The 15,858-nt window shown below is 31.6% G+C and carries 19 protein-coding genes and 1 riboswitch; all 19 genes read right to left on the reverse strand.

All coding sequences use genetic code 11. The features are described 5' to 3' along the window. Positions 1 to 60: 60 nt before the first annotated feature. The 19 genes from grdB to nth all read right to left on the reverse strand — a co-directional run bounded on the left by grdB (position 61) and on the right by nth (position 15,854). Entirely contained in the window at positions 61 to 1,371 is a 1,311-nt protein-coding gene (gene grdB / locus CLOTH_RS04715; RefSeq protein WP_079411714.1) for a glycine reductase complex selenoprotein B, read from the reverse strand. Positions 1,372 to 1,396: 25 nt separating this feature from the next. Further along, entirely contained in the window at positions 1,397 to 1,873 is a 477-nt protein-coding gene (gene grdA / locus CLOTH_RS04720) for a glycine/sarcosine/betaine reductase complex selenoprotein A (protein ID WP_079411716.1), read from the reverse strand. A 37-nt stretch (positions 1,874 to 1,910) separates the two neighbouring features. Continuing rightward, positions 1,911 to 3,197, reverse strand: coding sequence for a glycine/sarcosine/betaine reductase component B subunit (locus tag CLOTH_RS04725; protein WP_079411718.1), 1,287 nt, complete (start codon positions 3,195 to 3,197; stop codon positions 1,911 to 1,913). Positions 3,198 to 3,230: 33 nt separating this feature from the next. Then, on the reverse strand, positions 3,231 to 3,548 hold the full coding sequence (trxA, locus tag CLOTH_RS04730) for a thioredoxin TrxA (RefSeq protein WP_079411719.1): 318 nt from the start codon (positions 3,546 to 3,548) through the stop codon (positions 3,231 to 3,233). Positions 3,549 to 3,565: 17 nt separating this feature from the next. After that, positions 3,566 to 4,513 (reverse strand): thioredoxin-disulfide reductase, encoded by a 948-nt coding sequence (trxB, locus tag CLOTH_RS04735; protein WP_079411721.1) that lies wholly within the window; start codon positions 4,511 to 4,513, stop codon positions 3,566 to 3,568. A 13-nt stretch (positions 4,514 to 4,526) separates the two neighbouring features. Continuing rightward, on the reverse strand, positions 4,527 to 4,895 hold the full coding sequence (locus CLOTH_RS04740) for a GrdX family protein (RefSeq protein ID WP_079411722.1): 369 nt from the start codon (positions 4,893 to 4,895) through the stop codon (positions 4,527 to 4,529). Positions 4,896 to 5,022: 127 nt separating this feature from the next. Next, positions 5,023 to 5,124, reverse strand: a riboswitch (glycine riboswitch). A gap of 97 nt (positions 5,125 to 5,221) precedes the next feature. Further along, complete coding sequence (locus CLOTH_RS04745) at positions 5,222 to 6,292, reverse strand: DUF362 domain-containing protein (RefSeq protein ID WP_079411724.1); 1,071 nt, start codon at positions 6,290 to 6,292, stop codon at positions 5,222 to 5,224. 42 nt (positions 6,293 to 6,334) lie between these two features. Continuing rightward, positions 6,335 to 7,174: a DegV family protein gene (locus tag CLOTH_RS04750; protein ID WP_079411726.1), complete on the reverse strand. Its 840-nt coding sequence runs from the start codon at positions 7,172 to 7,174 to the stop codon at positions 6,335 to 6,337. A gap of 1 nt (position 7,175) precedes the next feature. Then, entirely contained in the window at positions 7,176 to 8,015 is an 840-nt protein-coding gene (locus tag CLOTH_RS04755) for a DegV family protein (RefSeq protein ID WP_079411728.1), read from the reverse strand. A gap of 9 nt (positions 8,016 to 8,024) precedes the next feature. Beyond that, positions 8,025 to 8,495, reverse strand: coding sequence for a tRNA (uridine(34)/cytosine(34)/5-carboxymethylaminomethyluridine(34)-2'-O)-methyltransferase TrmL (trmL, locus tag CLOTH_RS04760; RefSeq protein WP_079411730.1), 471 nt, complete (start codon positions 8,493 to 8,495; stop codon positions 8,025 to 8,027). A 12-nt stretch (positions 8,496 to 8,507) separates the two neighbouring features. Then, positions 8,508 to 9,650 carry a DUF362 domain-containing protein gene (locus CLOTH_RS04765; protein ID WP_079411731.1) on the reverse strand — a complete coding sequence of 381 codons (1,143 nt, stop codon included), beginning with the start codon at positions 9,648 to 9,650 and terminating at the stop codon, positions 8,508 to 8,510. A gap of 8 nt (positions 9,651 to 9,658) precedes the next feature. Then, complete coding sequence (locus tag CLOTH_RS04770; RefSeq protein WP_079411733.1) at positions 9,659 to 10,483, reverse strand: Cof-type HAD-IIB family hydrolase; 825 nt, start codon at positions 10,481 to 10,483, stop codon at positions 9,659 to 9,661. Positions 10,484 to 10,488: 5 nt separating this feature from the next. Further along, positions 10,489 to 11,094 (reverse strand): histidine phosphatase family protein, encoded by a 606-nt coding sequence (locus CLOTH_RS04775; RefSeq protein WP_158080464.1) that lies wholly within the window; start codon positions 11,092 to 11,094, stop codon positions 10,489 to 10,491. After that, positions 11,088 to 11,855 carry an adenosylcobinamide-GDP ribazoletransferase gene (gene cobS / locus CLOTH_RS04780; RefSeq protein ID WP_079411737.1) on the reverse strand — a complete coding sequence of 256 codons (768 nt, stop codon included), beginning with the start codon at positions 11,853 to 11,855 and terminating at the stop codon, positions 11,088 to 11,090. The genes CLOTH_RS04775 and cobS overlap by 7 nt, the downstream gene beginning before the upstream one ends. 20 nt (positions 11,856 to 11,875) lie before the next feature. Continuing rightward, positions 11,876 to 12,433, reverse strand: coding sequence for a bifunctional adenosylcobinamide kinase/adenosylcobinamide-phosphate guanylyltransferase (gene cobU / locus CLOTH_RS04785; RefSeq protein ID WP_079411739.1), 558 nt, complete (start codon positions 12,431 to 12,433; stop codon positions 11,876 to 11,878). 14 nt (positions 12,434 to 12,447) lie between these two features. After that, positions 12,448 to 12,942 (reverse strand): methylated-DNA--[protein]-cysteine S-methyltransferase, encoded by a 495-nt coding sequence (locus CLOTH_RS04790; RefSeq protein WP_331722013.1) that lies wholly within the window; start codon positions 12,940 to 12,942, stop codon positions 12,448 to 12,450. After that, a complete protein-coding gene (locus CLOTH_RS04795; protein WP_158080465.1) occupies positions 12,926 to 13,624 on the reverse strand; it encodes a DUF2225 domain-containing protein in 699 nt (232 codons plus the stop codon). The genes CLOTH_RS04790 and CLOTH_RS04795 overlap by 17 nt, the downstream gene beginning before the upstream one ends. A gap of 107 nt (positions 13,625 to 13,731) precedes the next feature. Beyond that, positions 13,732 to 15,222: a VanW family protein gene (locus CLOTH_RS04800; RefSeq protein WP_079411743.1), complete on the reverse strand. Its 1,491-nt coding sequence runs from the start codon at positions 15,220 to 15,222 to the stop codon at positions 13,732 to 13,734. Continuing rightward, the gene (nth, locus tag CLOTH_RS04805; protein WP_079411745.1) at positions 15,219 to 15,854 is read right to left on the reverse strand and encodes an endonuclease III; all 636 of its coding nucleotides are present in this window, start codon (positions 15,852 to 15,854) and stop codon (positions 15,219 to 15,221) included. The genes CLOTH_RS04800 and nth overlap by 4 nt, the downstream gene beginning before the upstream one ends. Between the last annotated feature and the right edge of the window lie 4 nt (positions 15,855 to 15,858).

The raw sequence follows: 15,858 nt of genomic DNA on the forward strand, positions 1-15,858 counted from the left end.
CACCTCCACAAATTAATAGAATTATTTTAAAATAGATGGGCCTAGAGCCCATCTATTCATTTAGTCTTCAAATACAGTTTGACCATCAACTTCTGTAGTTAACGCTTTCAAGCATTTCTCTACTAGTTTTCTTCTTAATCCTTTTTCCTCATCTGACTCTAAAGAAGGATTTCCTAATGGATGAGGTATAGCAACCGCAGGAACTATTCTGTTAGCTCCAACTGTTAAAGATATAGGAACTACTGTACAAATATGAACTACAGGTATTCCTGCTCTTTCTATTTCTTTTACCATCGTTGCACCGCAACGAGTACAAGTACCTCATGTAGATGTTAAAATAACTGCATCAACACCATCTGCTAAAAGCTCCTTAGAAAATTCTGCAGCAAATTGTTTAGAATTTCCAACTGAAGTACCGTTTCCTACAGTTGTATAGAAGTATCTATGAAGCTGACCTATTACTCCTTCTTTTTCTAAGTCTCTTAAAACGTCTACTGGCAATACTCTATTTGGATTATTGTTTGCATATGTTGGATCGTATCCACCATGAGCCGTTTCATGAGAGTCTTTAGTTAAGAACTCAAATTCTGCTATATCATATTTTCCATATTTAGAAGCAGAAGATGATTCTATTCTATCTGGATTTGTTTTTGGAACTATACCACCAGAAGTTACTAAAGCAATCTTAGCCTTAGATAAGTCCTTGATAGCTGGATTTGGATCTACTCTATCAAAATCCGGCATAGGATATTCTGTTTCAAAATCTTCCCCTTTAATTTTCTTCATTAACATTTCAACAGCTCTTTTTGACCCTCTAACATCAGAGAAGTAGTTTACTCTTACTCCTCTTTCAATATATCCTTCTTCTTTTGGAGATCCTATGTTTTCTCCTTTAGCAAGTTTTAGTGAGAACTTAGCTAAAGCTGGAAGTGCACTTCTCATTCCAGCAGCAGAATCTGCTGTTGAAATTATATAAAGATCTTTCTTAAACATATCTGCCCCTGGATTTTCGATATACATAGCAGTAAGAGCAGGTATATTTAGTGTATCCTTAACCTCTTTAGTTATAGTTCCTGCTGCAACACCGTATCTACCAGCATTAAATGCAGGACCAGCTATAAATAAATCAGGACTAAATCCTTTTACCATATCTAAAACTTCTTTTTTAGCAGTCTCTAAATTTTCATTAAAGTATGAATCTCCACATACTATAGTAGCAACAACTTCTGCTTCTTCTCCTAGAAGCTTATTTAAATTTTGACTTATAGGTGGCATATTTTCCATTATCATAGGCTTTGTATCAGCTTTTTCTTCTCCACCTATTCCTGCGAAGAATTGGTTTACATAGTGAACAACTCTTAATTTTTCCATCTTTCCCCCTCCTTTCATACCTTCATTAGTCATTGAATTTGCAGAACTGTTCTCTTATACTACTCATCTCAGACGCTATAGCATCAACATCTAATACCATTTCCATCATTCCTATTTGCTCATCATATACAGCTTCATCTACATTACTCTTGAATTCATTTTCAACAGCGTGATAAACTCTAAGTCCAAGTTCTACACCAGCAAGTGGACCTGCAAAAGTTGGATCTCCTGCAGTTACAGTTTCGGCTGCTAGACCAGCAGCTTCAGCTTCAGCGGCACCTAAAATAACAACAATATTTTCTGCTGAGTATTTTTCAACAGCATCTTTAACTCTTTGTTGATTTTCTAGGTCCATAGCTCCTGCAGCAGTTCAGACAAAACATTCCGTAGCTGAAAATATTACTTCTGCTCCTGTTGCTTTTAAACACTCCTCAACAGCAGGACCAGGAATTCCATCTCTATCTCCGATGATTATAACTTTTTTTCCGTCAAATAATCCCATAGTCACCATTCCTTTCACTTTTTGTATTTGTATTTTATTAATATGTTCTAGCTGTTAAATATCCAAATCCTGTTTCGTTTGTAGCTCCTGTTATAGCCTGAATTTCAACTTCTATACTTCCATCTTCTCTAAGGCTTCCCGCAAATCCTCCTGCTATAGTATCCACATAATCAGTATGACCTATAACTTTATCCATTTTAGGAAGTACTATAACTTCATTAGCATTACCACCTGTAACAACAGCATTAGCTCTTATATCTGCATCTGCTAAAGATTGAGAAGCCCCATCTCTACCAGCATATTCATCAGTAACTATAACCGTTTTTATTTCTTCCATTTCTATCTTCTTGCAGTTCATTATAAGATCTGTATCTGGGTTTCCAAATCCTTCTTGAGATATAATAACTGCATCTAATCCTAAATATTTAGCAAGTTTTGCTGTCATATTAGAAGATCTTTCTTTATCAGCTAAATAAACGTTTTCATTAGTTATTATAACTCCAACAAAATTTATTTCTTTTCCATGCTTTTCATATAAGTCTTCTATTATAGAATTGTTTAAATGAACATATGTAGGGTTCTTATCACAAGCTGATACACAGTTTCCACTGATTATAGCTCCATCCATCATTTCTGTTGGGTAAAGAATAGTTGGAACTATTTGTTTTGCATCTACTCCATAAACATAAGTATCATGAAGTAACCCTTGTGTTTGAAGCATATAAACATATCCTACTCTAGGAAGATCTGGGTATTTTTTCATTCCTTCTAAAACAGTTTCAGTTTCATAAACTTTAACTTCATCTGGAGTTAAAGTTTTAGCTACTTCTCCTAAGTATTTAGCTGCTTTAAAACCTACAAGTCTTACTGCTTTTTCATGTTCGTATTGATTTACTCCATCAACTGGCTCTGCTATAACTACTATGTTAAATAACTTAGAAAAAGGAGTATACTCAGCTCCAGGTCCAGTCATATCTATTATACCTTCTTGGAATCCTACTATTTTACCAGTTGTAACAACAGCAGCTCCTTTAAGTACATGAGTTCTTCCATGACCTACAGTGTCAACCTTGCTTAAAACCCCTGGGAATATTCCACCAGGACCTTCAACCTTAACTCTTGGCTCAATAACATCCTTTACTGGTGTTATTCTGACACTTTCCCCTGGACGAGCTATCTCAACATCAACTGACTTGATATGCTCATCATTCATTAATTCTTTGATTAATTCTTCTTTATTAACATACAGTACATTTGACTCAACTTTTGTTTCAGAACCAAATTGTACATCCTTAATAAAGATATTGCCTATCTCTAGACGCATACAGTCACCTCCATTAATTTATTTTTATTTATATTAAATATACTTTTTAAGCATATTTTCTATATTTTCTTTGCTCGCTTCTTCTTTTGTTACTTCATCTATTTTCTTACCATCTTTATATATAGCTATTGTAGGAAGCCCTAAAACCTTCTCTTTTATTGCAAGTCTTCTTGCTGATGTAGTATCTAACTTACAAAACTTAACTTTTTCTCCATACTCATTTGCTAATTCCTCAACATCTGGCATTAAAGCTTTACAAGGTTCGCAACCTTGACTCCAATAATCAACTAATACATATCCTTCTGATTGTAAAACTTCTTTTTCAAAAGTATCCTTATCAACTGCTATCATTTTAAACTCCTCCTTTTTTAGTGTTCAAAATTTTCTTCTATGTATTTTTCTGCTCCTATAGCTGCTATTGCACCATCAGCTGTAGCAGTAACAACCTGTCTTAATAATTTATCTCTACAGTCTCCTGCAGCAAATACTCCCTCTACATTAGTTCTCATCTTATCATCTGTTATTAAATATCCATGAGAATTCATATCTAGCTTTCCTTTAAATAGATTAGTTTGAGGTAAGTATCCAACAAATACAAACAGTCCCATAGTTCCATCTTCTTCATCTGCAAAATGTTCCCAAACCTCTCCTGTTTTTAGATTCTCAAATACTATAGACTCTAAAATTCCATCTCCTTTTATTTCCTTAACTGCTGTATCATATATAAATTCTATCTTAGGATTTTTCATAGCTTTTTCTTGTATAGACTTAGCTGCTCTTAACATATCTCTTCTATGAACTACAGTTACTTTTCTTGCAAATTTAGTTAAGAACATAGCTTCTTCAACTGCAGTATCTCCTCCACCTATTGCGAATACTTCAAAGTCAGTAAAGAAGTCTCCATCACAAGTAGCACAGTAAGAAACACCTTTTCCTGTTAATTCTTTTTCGCCTGGAACATCTAGTTTTCTTGGAGTAGCTCCTGTTGCTATTATTACAGCCTTTGCTTTATACTCTCCCTTTGTTCCTTTTATAACTTTGATTTTTTCATCAAAATTCACTTCAACTATATCGTCTTTTATTCTTTCGCATCCAAATTCATCGCATTGCTCAACCATTCTAGCTATTAAACTTGGCCCTGTTGCATTAGGCACTGATCCTGGATAGTTAGCTACTTCTTCAGTTGTAACAATTTGACCACCTGTTTTGTCCTTTTCAATTATAATAGTTTTCATTTTTGCTCTAGCACCATATAATCCTGCTGCAAGTCCAGCTGGCCCTGCACCAATTATGACTAAATCATATAAATTTTCCACATTCCCCACTCCTTTATATCCTTTTTTCAATAGCATTTTTTATCAAATCTAAATCTACAACTTGAAAATCATCAAGTATAGTTTGATTCCAATCAGGCGTCTTAAAGTTGTTATTGAATTTGTTTGCTGTGTCTATAGACTTTTCTATCAACAAAAGAGAATCCATATCTAGTTGGCTTCCTTCTTTTATCGCTATAGACTTGTACGGAGTTTCATTTGGTTTTATACTTCCTGATAAAGGATGTGTTAAAATTTTAAATCCTTTGTGTATATAATCCCTACATTTTGTTAATAATGATATATAATCACAGTCTATATATTGTACAATCACTTTTTCGCTAAGTTTTTCTTTAACCAAGGGATTATTAGTTAATATAATCATAGTTGCTCTAGCCCCTTTTAATTTGAAATGTGTAGTTTCGTTAAATAAATAACATCAGTGTTTATGTAATAAAAAAACAGAGAAGCATCAACCCCAAGCAATGCTTTCTCTGTTTGATTCAGAGTTCTGTCCGGATATGGTTCTTTTGCCTGAGAATTTCACCTTATTCCATGGGCTAGAATAAGATTTGTCCCTTCGGCGGCTTAAAGCTCTCTCCCATATCTTTCTTCCAGGAATCTATTCCTCTTTTAATTATATTATAATCGAGATTTTTAAATAATTCAATTCATTCCATTCTAAATTTTTCGACAATTTCGTCTATTTTTCTACTTTATTTCTATTAATTCGTACTTTGTACTTCCCATTCCCATATCTTCACAATACTCAAATATGTTAGTACTATTTATATTCGGATATAACTCTTTAAACACATCTTTTCCTGAGGATTTTACTACTAAATCATAACATGCTTTATCTAGTGCAACAGGATCTGTTGAAGCTAATATCCCTATATCGTCAGCTATAGGTCTTCCTGACCAAGGAACACAATCACACATAGGTGTAATATTCATAACAAAGTTTATATAAACTACTTTATCTTTCTTGTTCAAAATAGACCCATATGCGTACTCACCCATTTTTTCTATGAATGTATCATTGTCTGTTTCCCATTGTATACTTATAGCTCTAACAGGGCATCTTGTTATGCACTCTCCACATCCATAGCATAACTCTTTATTTATGATAGCTTTATTATCCTCCATATTAATAGCAAATACAGGACAGTCCTTTACACACTTTCTACAACCAATACAAGTATCTACTGATACAGTAGGTTTAGCATCTGAATGCTGCATTTGCTTTCCTGATGCTGTAGCACACCCCATGGCTAAATTTTTTATACATCCTCCAAATCCAGCCATACCATGTCCCTTAAAGTGACTTATAACAATCATAGATGATGAATTGTATATCTCTCCTGCTATCTTCACCTTATCAAAATGCTTTTTGTTTATAGGAACTTCTATTACATTTTTGCTATAAAGTCCATCAGCAATTATTACTGGAGCATTAACTACAGAATATGAAAAACCATTCTCAATAGCTGTTATTAAATGATCCACAGAATTTGTTCTTGATCCTGAGTAAAGTGTGTTTGTATCAGTTAAAAATGGCTTTCCTCCAGCTTCTTTCACTTTATCAACTATTTGCCTTACATATACAGGATGAACGTAAGTTGTATTTCCCTTTTCTCCAAAATGAAGTTTTAAAGCTACATTATCACCTTTACTTATTATATTGCCAAAATTTCCAGCATCAAATATCTTTCTTATTTTATTTGGTATGCTAGAACTTTTAGAATGTGAATGTAAATCTGTATAATACACTTTAGACATAACTTTTCCTCCTATAGTAAAAGACTGGTTTCCCAGTCTTTATTATCTTAAGTAAAATATTGCAGCTGTTCCCGGACCTGCATGTGTCCCTACTCCTGCTCCGATTTCTCCTATTATTATTTCTTTTGGGTTAAGTTCGTTTTGAACAACTTCTTTAAGCTTTTCTGCAATTTCTATATTATTAGCATGGGAAATCATAACAGTTTTGTCTGTAAAATCTTCTCCTCTTTTCTTAGCTATATCAATCATTTTGTCTAATACTTTTTTCTTTCCTCTTACTTGATCAAGTGGCTTAACAAGACCATCCTCAACAGTAAGTATAGGTTTTATGTTAAGTATTGTACCTATTGCTGCTTTTGTTGCTGATAGCCTACCTCCTTTTTGTAAGTACTCTAAAGTATCCACAGTAAATATATGATCTATTTTTTCTTTCATAGTTTCTAACTTTTCCAATATTTCATTTACAGTTTTGCCCTCTTTAGCCATTTTAGCAGCTTCTATAACTAACATCCCTATCCCACTAGATAAAGCCATAGTATCAAAAGTATGTATTTTATCGCTTTCTAGCATACTCCTAGCTATAACTGAAGATTGATATGTGCCTGAAGCTTTAGATGATGCTCCTATGTATAGTATTTCTCTTCCTTCATCTAGGTATTTTCTAAATACTGCTTCAAATTCAGCCGGAGTAATCTGAGATGTTCTAGGTAAAGTAGATGATGTTGTTAGCTTTTGATAAAATTCATCAACAGATAAATCTACTCTATCTTTATATTCACCATCTTCAAATATAATTGTAAGAGGTACAATTTCAATATCATACTCTTGCACTAATTGTGCAGGAATGTCAGACAAACTATCTGCTATTATTTTTATACTCATATTAATCCTCCCTTTCAAAGTAAATACCAACTGCACTCAATCCTGAATACGTAGCAACAGCACATCCTACGTGAGAAACCACAGTTTCACTTGGTGAAAATCTTTCAGTTGATGCACTTTTAAGCTCTTTAAGGTATTCTTCATCATTTGCGTGATTTATACCTACTAGTTTATTATTTAAGTCTAAATTGTTACTATTTATATAATCTATTATCCATTTAATTGCTTTTTTCCTTCCTCTTACCTTATCTTTTACAATTAATTCTCCATTTTTTAGAGTCATAATAATTTTAAGATTCAAAACATTAGATAACATATACTGAACTTTGCTTATTCTTCCGCCTTTATATACATACTCTAATGTATCAAATATTATTAAGTGCTCAATTTTCTCTGCTTTTTCTTCTATTTTCTCTTTTATCTCACCCAAAGACTTTCCATCTTTAGCCATTTTAGCTGCCTCTATAACTAAAAGTCCTTGACCTAAGGTTACTGATTTAGAATCTATAACTTCTATTTTTCTATCTTTCATTTCATTCTTTGCCATAAGTGCTGAATTATATGTTCCACTAAGCTTTGATGAAATTAAAACTGCTAAAACTTCATCTCCATCTTTTGATAATCTATCAAAAACTTCAACAAAATCATGTGGAGTAACTTGAGACGTTTTAGGTAAAACACCATTTTTTATCTTTTCATATATAACATCTGTACTTATATCTATTCCATCCTTGTAGGTTTTTCCTTCTATTATTACATCTAAAGGAACTACAGTTATATCGTATTTTTCTATATACTCTTTTGGTAAATCTGCAACACTATCTGTAACTATTCTTACCATATGTACCACCTACCTCATATTAGGATATTTAAGTTGCCTTAACCCTTCGTATACAACTATCGATACAGAGTTTGCTAAATTTAATGATCTAGCTGCTTCTATATCCACCATAGGTATTCTTATGCAATACTCTTTATTCGCATTTAATAAGCTTTCTGGAAGACCTTTTGTTTCTTTTCCAAACACTATAAAGGTATTATCTTTATACTCTACATCACTGTGAGTTTTTTTAGCTTTGGTAGTTGCATAATAGAAAAGCCCATCTTTATATTTCTCTCTAAGCTCATCAAAACTATCATAATAAGTTATATCAACTAAATTCCAATAATCCAGTCCGCTTCTTTTTAGATATTTATCTTCAACCGAAAAACCTAATGGTCTTACTAAATGAAGTCTACTTCCTGTTGCCGCACATGTTCTTACTATATTTCCTGTATTTTGGGGTATTTCTGGTTCTACAAGTACAATATTCAAAGGCATACTACTCCTCCTTTACTTAAATATTTTATATATTAGAGGTCTTTTTATCTCAACTGCTTTCTTAGGGCATAATTCATGACAACAAAAACACCTTATACATTTATCTAAATCTGCCTTTGGAATTTTATTTTCCATTGTTATTATTTTAGGTGGACATACTTTCTCGCATTCTCTACATCCCACACATTTTGATTCAATAAATATTGGCTTAGGCTTTAAAAGTGAATTTAATGGTCTTTCTATAAACTGTGGAACTCTTCCTCTGAAGAAATTGATACTTTTTATATTCGGGACCTTAAAATCCTTTATTATTATGTCATCTAAATTTTCACCTTTTAGTATTATATCAGAAAAATCATCTTTTAAAAGTTCTCTTTCTATAGATCTTTGAATCGTTGGTACTTTAGCAGGGTCAAGGTTTATTATTTTACAGCCTACAACATCTAATGCATATGGGCTTTTAGACCCAATTAATACACCTACTTTTCTTGGAATCCCAGCTGATGGTCCTTCTCCTTCCATTCCTATGATTCCATCCATTATTGTCAAACTTGGATTTACATACTCACATATATCAACAAGCATGTCTGTAAAATCTTTTACATCTGGCATCTTAAAGTGGTACTCAACTTTTAACATACCTGGTATAACTCCAAATAAATTCTTAACTCCACCAGTGAAAAGAGCCATGCCGTGAGTTTTTAACTTACATAAGGATATAACATGGTCCACTTCCAAAAGTGGTTTTATAACAGTTAGTGATTTGATTATTTTTCCACTTTCATTTCTAACGTTTACATCTTCGGTATTGTAATTTAGAGTGGCTTTAGTATCCTTTAGAGCATCTTCAATCCCAGTTGCTTTATATATTGCTTTTAGAGCTTTAGGAGTATACGGTCCTCCAGGGCTGTCTCCAACTATTACTTCGCATCCCATTTCTAACAGCTTCTCACTTAGAACTCTAACAACCATAGGGTGAGTCGTAGTAGCTTCTTCAGGCCTTTTTTTCATAAGTAAATTCGTTTTTATAAGTACTTTACTTCCTGGTTTTATGTAGTTTTCAAGTCCTCCAAGATCTTTTATTAACTTCTCAAATGATTCTTTAACATTTTCATAAGAGTAATCATCACATTTTCTAACTGATACTTCCTTCATATTTCCCCCTAAACTATATCTAATATATTTTGTAAAGCATTAGCAACCCCATCTTCATCGTTAGAAGTAGTTATGTAGTTTGATTTTTCTTTTACTATTTTCTCTGCATTGCCCATAGCTACTCCAACTCCTGCATATTCTATCATACTTAAATCATTATAATTGTCCCCTAATGCTATTATTTCATCTTGTTTAATATTAAGATATTGAGATAGCCTCTTTACAGCAAGACCTTTACATGCACCTTTATTCATAACTTCTATATTATTGTGCCAAGATTTACTTATCTCTAAAGTTTGTATTTGCTCAAGTTCTTTCTTGAGATTGTTCAATTTATCTGCATCTTCATCTATTATTAAAAACTTTAAAGGATTTACTCCATTTTTTATAACACTTTTACTATCATCAACCACTTTTATATTGATTCTATTTTCAACAGGCTGTGCTTCATTCCATTCATTATATAATAGTGAAGAATACGCTAGTTCCTTACAATAAAATCCTTCATCATCATAAAAATGATAGTAAACTCCATGTTTTTCACAAAGCTCTATTATTTTAATTGAATCTTCTTCATTCAGTATATTTTCATAAATTGTCTTACCAGTATCACTTTCTCTTATTATGGCACCATTACAAGCTATTATAGGTGTTTTTATTCCTAATAGCTTAGCATAATGTCTAGCAGATGTATATATCCTTCCTGTAGCTATTGCCACCTTTATTCCCATATCTTGAGCTTTCTTAAGCATAAGTTTATTTTTTTCACTAACTTCATTTTTAGAATTTAAAAGTGTTCCATCCATGTCAGTTACTATAAGTTTGTATTTCATCTTTTTCACCTCAAATGTTCAGTATTATTTAAAGTATGCATTACACCAAATCCATCTATAACTTCCACAATAGTTATACTGCAATTGTCAATTTTAAAGTTCCAGTGGTACTCATGGTTTCTAGATAAGATGTGAGATATAGCTGATCTTATAACTCCAGAATGAGCAGATATCAAAACTGTATTATTCTTGTGTTTTGATATTATTGTATCTATCGCCTTTGATACCCTATCATGAAACTCAAGTAGACTTTCTCCACTTGGAAATTTATACGAAAAGCTGTCCTCTTTTAGTTTGTTAAAGTCATCTTCATAATTTTGCTTTATTTCGTTGAATGTAAGTCCATCAAATTTACCAAAGTTCATCTCTCTAAAATCTTCACATATCTTAACATCAACATTAGCATATTTACATATCTCTTTAGCTGTATGAAATGCTCTACTCAATGGACTTGAATATATATAATCAATATTTTCATCTTTTAATCTAATAGCAGTCTTTATAACCTGACTTTTCCCTACCTCACTTAATTTGCTATCTATAAATCCTGAAAGTCTCATATTCTCATTATCTTCAGTTATTCCATGTCGTACAAATATCAGTCTTACCATGCACCTACCTCCAGACATATAAATACAAAGTATATAAGCTGAGATATTTCACATATTGATCCTAATATATCTCCTGTTATTCCACCTATTATCCTAGTTATATATTTTGTATATAATTTTACAAATATCCAAAGTATAGGTATAAACATTATATTAATAACAATTAAGCTAAATGCATTTTTGAAAATGTACCCTATAACAACCATAAAAAATATAGTTTGAAATATACATTTAGAAATCTGACCTAAATCAACTTTGCCTATAAAGGAATTTCCCATACCAGAAGGTCTAGGACTTTTAGTTTTGTAACAAGCAAATGATATAGATAATCTTCCTACTATTGGACATACAATCAAAGGGTAGTATATTCCCCTACTAATTAGCATAAATACAAATCCTATTTTTAATAATATTAAAAATAGGATTGATAGTAAGCCATTAGTTCCAAGTCTTGAATCTTTCATTATTTCTAGTATTTTATCCTTATCTTTATAACTATATATTCCGTCAAAGGTATCTCCAAGTCCATCTAAGTGAAGTCCTCCTGTTAACAAAACTTCACTTAATAAAAATGCAACTGTTCCTATGTAATAACCAAATATTTTAATACTTGTATATGTAAAAATAAGATATAGACTTCCTAATATAAGTCCAATAAACGGAAAGTATACTACTCCCTTATGAAACTCTTCATCAAAACCAAGATTTGCACTAATAGGAATCCTAGTTAAAAACTGCAGTATTCCAAGAAATCGTCTCATAATATAATTACCCCTTACTACTACTTTATTTTTATAGGTATTCCACTTACTACAAAATATACCTCATCACTAAGGCTACTAATCCTTTGATTTATTCTTCCAGCAATATCAGTATATATCCTAGACAGTCTATTTGCTGGAACTACTCCCATACCAATTTCATTACTTACAAATACAAATTGTAAATTTGTTTTTCTTATTTCATCTATCAATAAAGTAATTTGGTTTTGTATATACTCCTCGATACTATCAACCTCATCAGCTTTGCAGTTATCCCAATCTATATCAAAGTCAAACATAAGATTATTTATAAGTAATGTTATACAATCAAGCAAAACAACTTCATGTGACGTACTTATATCACTTATATATTTATATATATCTTTATAAACTTCATACGTTGTCCAGCTATTTGGCCTCATTTTTCTATGTTTTTCAATTCTATCTTTCATTCCTTCATCAAATGGCACTGATGTGGCTATATAAGCTACTTTAGAGTTTTGTTCTTTGCACAGTTTTTCTGCAAATGAGCTTTTACCACTTCTAGCACCACCTGTAATCATAATTATTCTGCTCAAATCAATCATCCTCTTTATTTTTTCTTTATATATATTCCTTCTATCTCTAGAAGCTTAATTTTCATATCTAATCCACCAGCAAACCCAACTAAATTGTTATTACTTCCTATAACCCTATGGCAAGGTATTATTATAGGTATACTATTTTTGTTGTTTGCATTTCCAACTGCTCTATATCCTCTATCACAACCTATTTTGTAGGCTATTTCTTTATAAGTTGCAGTTTCTCCATACGGTATTTCTATAAGTGCTTTCCACACCTTTTTCTGAAATTCTGTTCCATTTAGTATAATATCTATATTAAATTTCCTTAAGTTACCACATGCATAATCTCTTATTTGCCTTACAAAGCTGTCGTTTTCAAGTTTTGAATATGTAATTTCATCAATCTTAGATAGCTCATCTTCTATATTATCAATATTAGATAAATATAACTTAATAACTTTTCCACCTTTAGATGCTATGCACATCTCCCCTATATTAGTATCGAATCTACAATAGTATATCACTATTATTTTCTCCTTTGTTACTCTTATATTCTTCTGATGCTAATCTCCACTGATCTCTTGTTAGATTTTCTATTTGTCTATTTCTTTTTATACCAGGGTCTTTCAAAGCTATCCCAAACCAATTAATTGCCTCTTTATAATTGTGTAGTCTTCTATTTATCTCACCTATTAAGTATGCTAATACGTATGATTCCATTTCATATGATTCTTTAGAAAATGAATACTCAAAGCATTCTAGAGCATGTTTTAAAAACTTATCTTCCATATCCTTATCATTTTTATATCTATAAAGCCATGCTATTTTCAAACATACATTACCTATATAAGATTTCTCCCAATTTAACAAATTCCCTTCATAAAGTGCTAATTTATATGCCTTTATCGAATCATCTAAACTTCTTTCACTTCCAAAATCCTTATATTCCCACTTTGGCATTATATTTTCCTTTATGATGCTGATTTCTGATTTTTTTATTAATGTAAATTTAGTTTCAGTAGCAGCATATCCGCATTTTGGACATACAAACACTCCGTAAAAGTATGGATTAACAGTTTTATAATGAATGCAAAGGTCAGAATCTCTCTTTAAAGTTCTTATAGCTGAAGATCTAACTTTCTTAGTATTGAAATTATTGTTACATACAGGGCATTTAATTTTCTTGTCGTATAGTTCATTGTTCAAGTTTCTCACCTCTTTAAAAATAGACTATGGGGATATGTTACTATTTTTATAATAAACCCCATAGCCTACAATGTCAAAATTATATGGTGATAAAGTACTATTTAGTTTTAATCTGTTTTTTGTGCACTATCTTGACCTGTATTATCTGGTTTTTCTTCTTTAGGCTCTTCTTCTTTTGGCTTTTCCTCTTCCTTAGGCTTTTCTTCCTTTGGTTTCTCTTCTTTTGGTTTTTCCTCTTTTGGTTTTTCCTGAGATACATTTTTTGGTTTTTCTTCTACTTTAGGCACTTGTTTAGTTCCTTTAACTATTATCATAGTTCTTGGCTGATAAACACTTCTTGATACTAATTCTCTTCTTCCATCTGGATACACTCTATAAGTTTCTGCCCTATATCCATCTCTTCCTGGGTCTTCTATTCTTTCTTTCCCAACTTCTAGGTTACTATCATACTTTGTTTGTACTTGCTTTGGAATAGTTTGAGTAACTTGACTTGTAATAGTTATATTCTTTTTGTCTGCCTTATTGCCATATATTCTAGAAATCATCCTATTTCCACTTACAATATTATATATATATATTGGATTTTGATAATTGTTCTTAAACTTAAAGTCTATGCTTCCATAAACGACAGTTGCATCTCTTCCTATATCTACATAAGAAGATGGTATTGAATGACTTCTTCTATCTGTTATAGTAAGTCCTGCATACATTACAGCATTGAACATAGTTGAAGATACTTGGCATACTCCTCCGCCAACACCTTCTTGCATTTCTCCTTGAACTATAACAGGCGCTAACTTAAAGCCTTCTGATAGTCCCCTTTTTCCTGTTGCATTATTAAAAGAGAATTCTTCTCCTGGATTTAGTACAATTCCACTTGTTCTTTCAGATGAGAGTCTTATATTCTCAGTCCTTCCTGCTACAGAAGAATTAAACTGAGTTGAGTACTCCCCTAATAATGTATCTATTTTTCTTAGATATTCATATTTAATTTCTGCTTCTTTCTCTACCATAGATATTTTAATCTCTTTAAGTTCTTTCTTATTTTCTAGTTCATTTAATATATCTTCTTTTAGTTTTTCAATATCTACAACGTATCCACTTTCATCCTGTGTAACACTTATTTCGTTACCTTGAATTCTTATAGTTGCATTCTTAGGCTCTTTATTAAGCTCATCTTGTATATCATCTAAAACTTTGTCTAGTTTTTCTTCATCATATTCTTTCTCAAGGTTTATTACATGTATATTACCTTGTCTTAAACGCATCACTTTTCTCATATTCTTAAAGTAGCCTTCATCTCTTCCTACATTGTATGCACTCTCAACCGCCTCTTGTACTTTGTATTTAAAGTCTATTTCATTTAAGTCTATTTCCCAACTTTGATCATCGTATTCAAATTTAATACTTCCAACTTTATACTCTTTATTTATTAAATCTATAGCTTCACTTTTAGTTAGGTTTTGAACATTGATGTCTCCTATATATACATTATCATATATTGTATCTGTACTCTTTGATGAATAGCTAAATAAAATACCTACAGAAAGTAATACAAATACTATTGATAATGTTATCAATATTGTAGTCTTTTTCAATTAAAATTCCCCCTATTTTCTTTAAAATATTTGCAATAACATTTTATAGTACAATCTATGCAGTTTGGATTTTGAGATTTGCATGTCCTTCTTCCATGAAATATAAAAAGATGATGTGCCTTTGACCATCTTTTTTTAGGAATAACTTCCATAAGTTTAAACTCTGTGTCTTCAGGGTTTTTGCTACTAATAATTCCTATTCTGTTAGATACTCTAAATACGTGAGTATCAACAGCTATAGCATCTACTCCGTATGCATTACTCAAAACTACATTAGCAGTTTTTCTTCCTACTCCAGGAAGGTTAATTAACTCCTCTAGTGTTTGTGGAACTTGACCAAAATATCTACTTAATAAAATCTTTGATGTATTTATTATATTATTCGACTTACTTTTGTAAAGACCACAACTTTTTATAATATTCCCTAGTCTTTCCTCACCTAATTCCACAAAATCTTTAGGAGTATTATATTTCTCAAAAAGTTTTGATGTTACTTTATTTACTCTTACATCAGTACATTGAGCAGACAATATAGTAGCAATCAAAAGTTCAAATGGAGTAGTGTAATGAAGTTCACATTTTGCATCTGGATATGTTTTTTCGAGTATATCTAGTAATTCGTTAATATCCATCTTT

The organism is Alkalithermobacter paradoxus, from assembly GCA_002029295.1.
In the GTDB taxonomy this organism is placed as follows: domain Bacteria; phylum Bacillota; class Clostridia; order Peptostreptococcales; family Peptostreptococcaceae; genus Alkalithermobacter; species Alkalithermobacter paradoxus.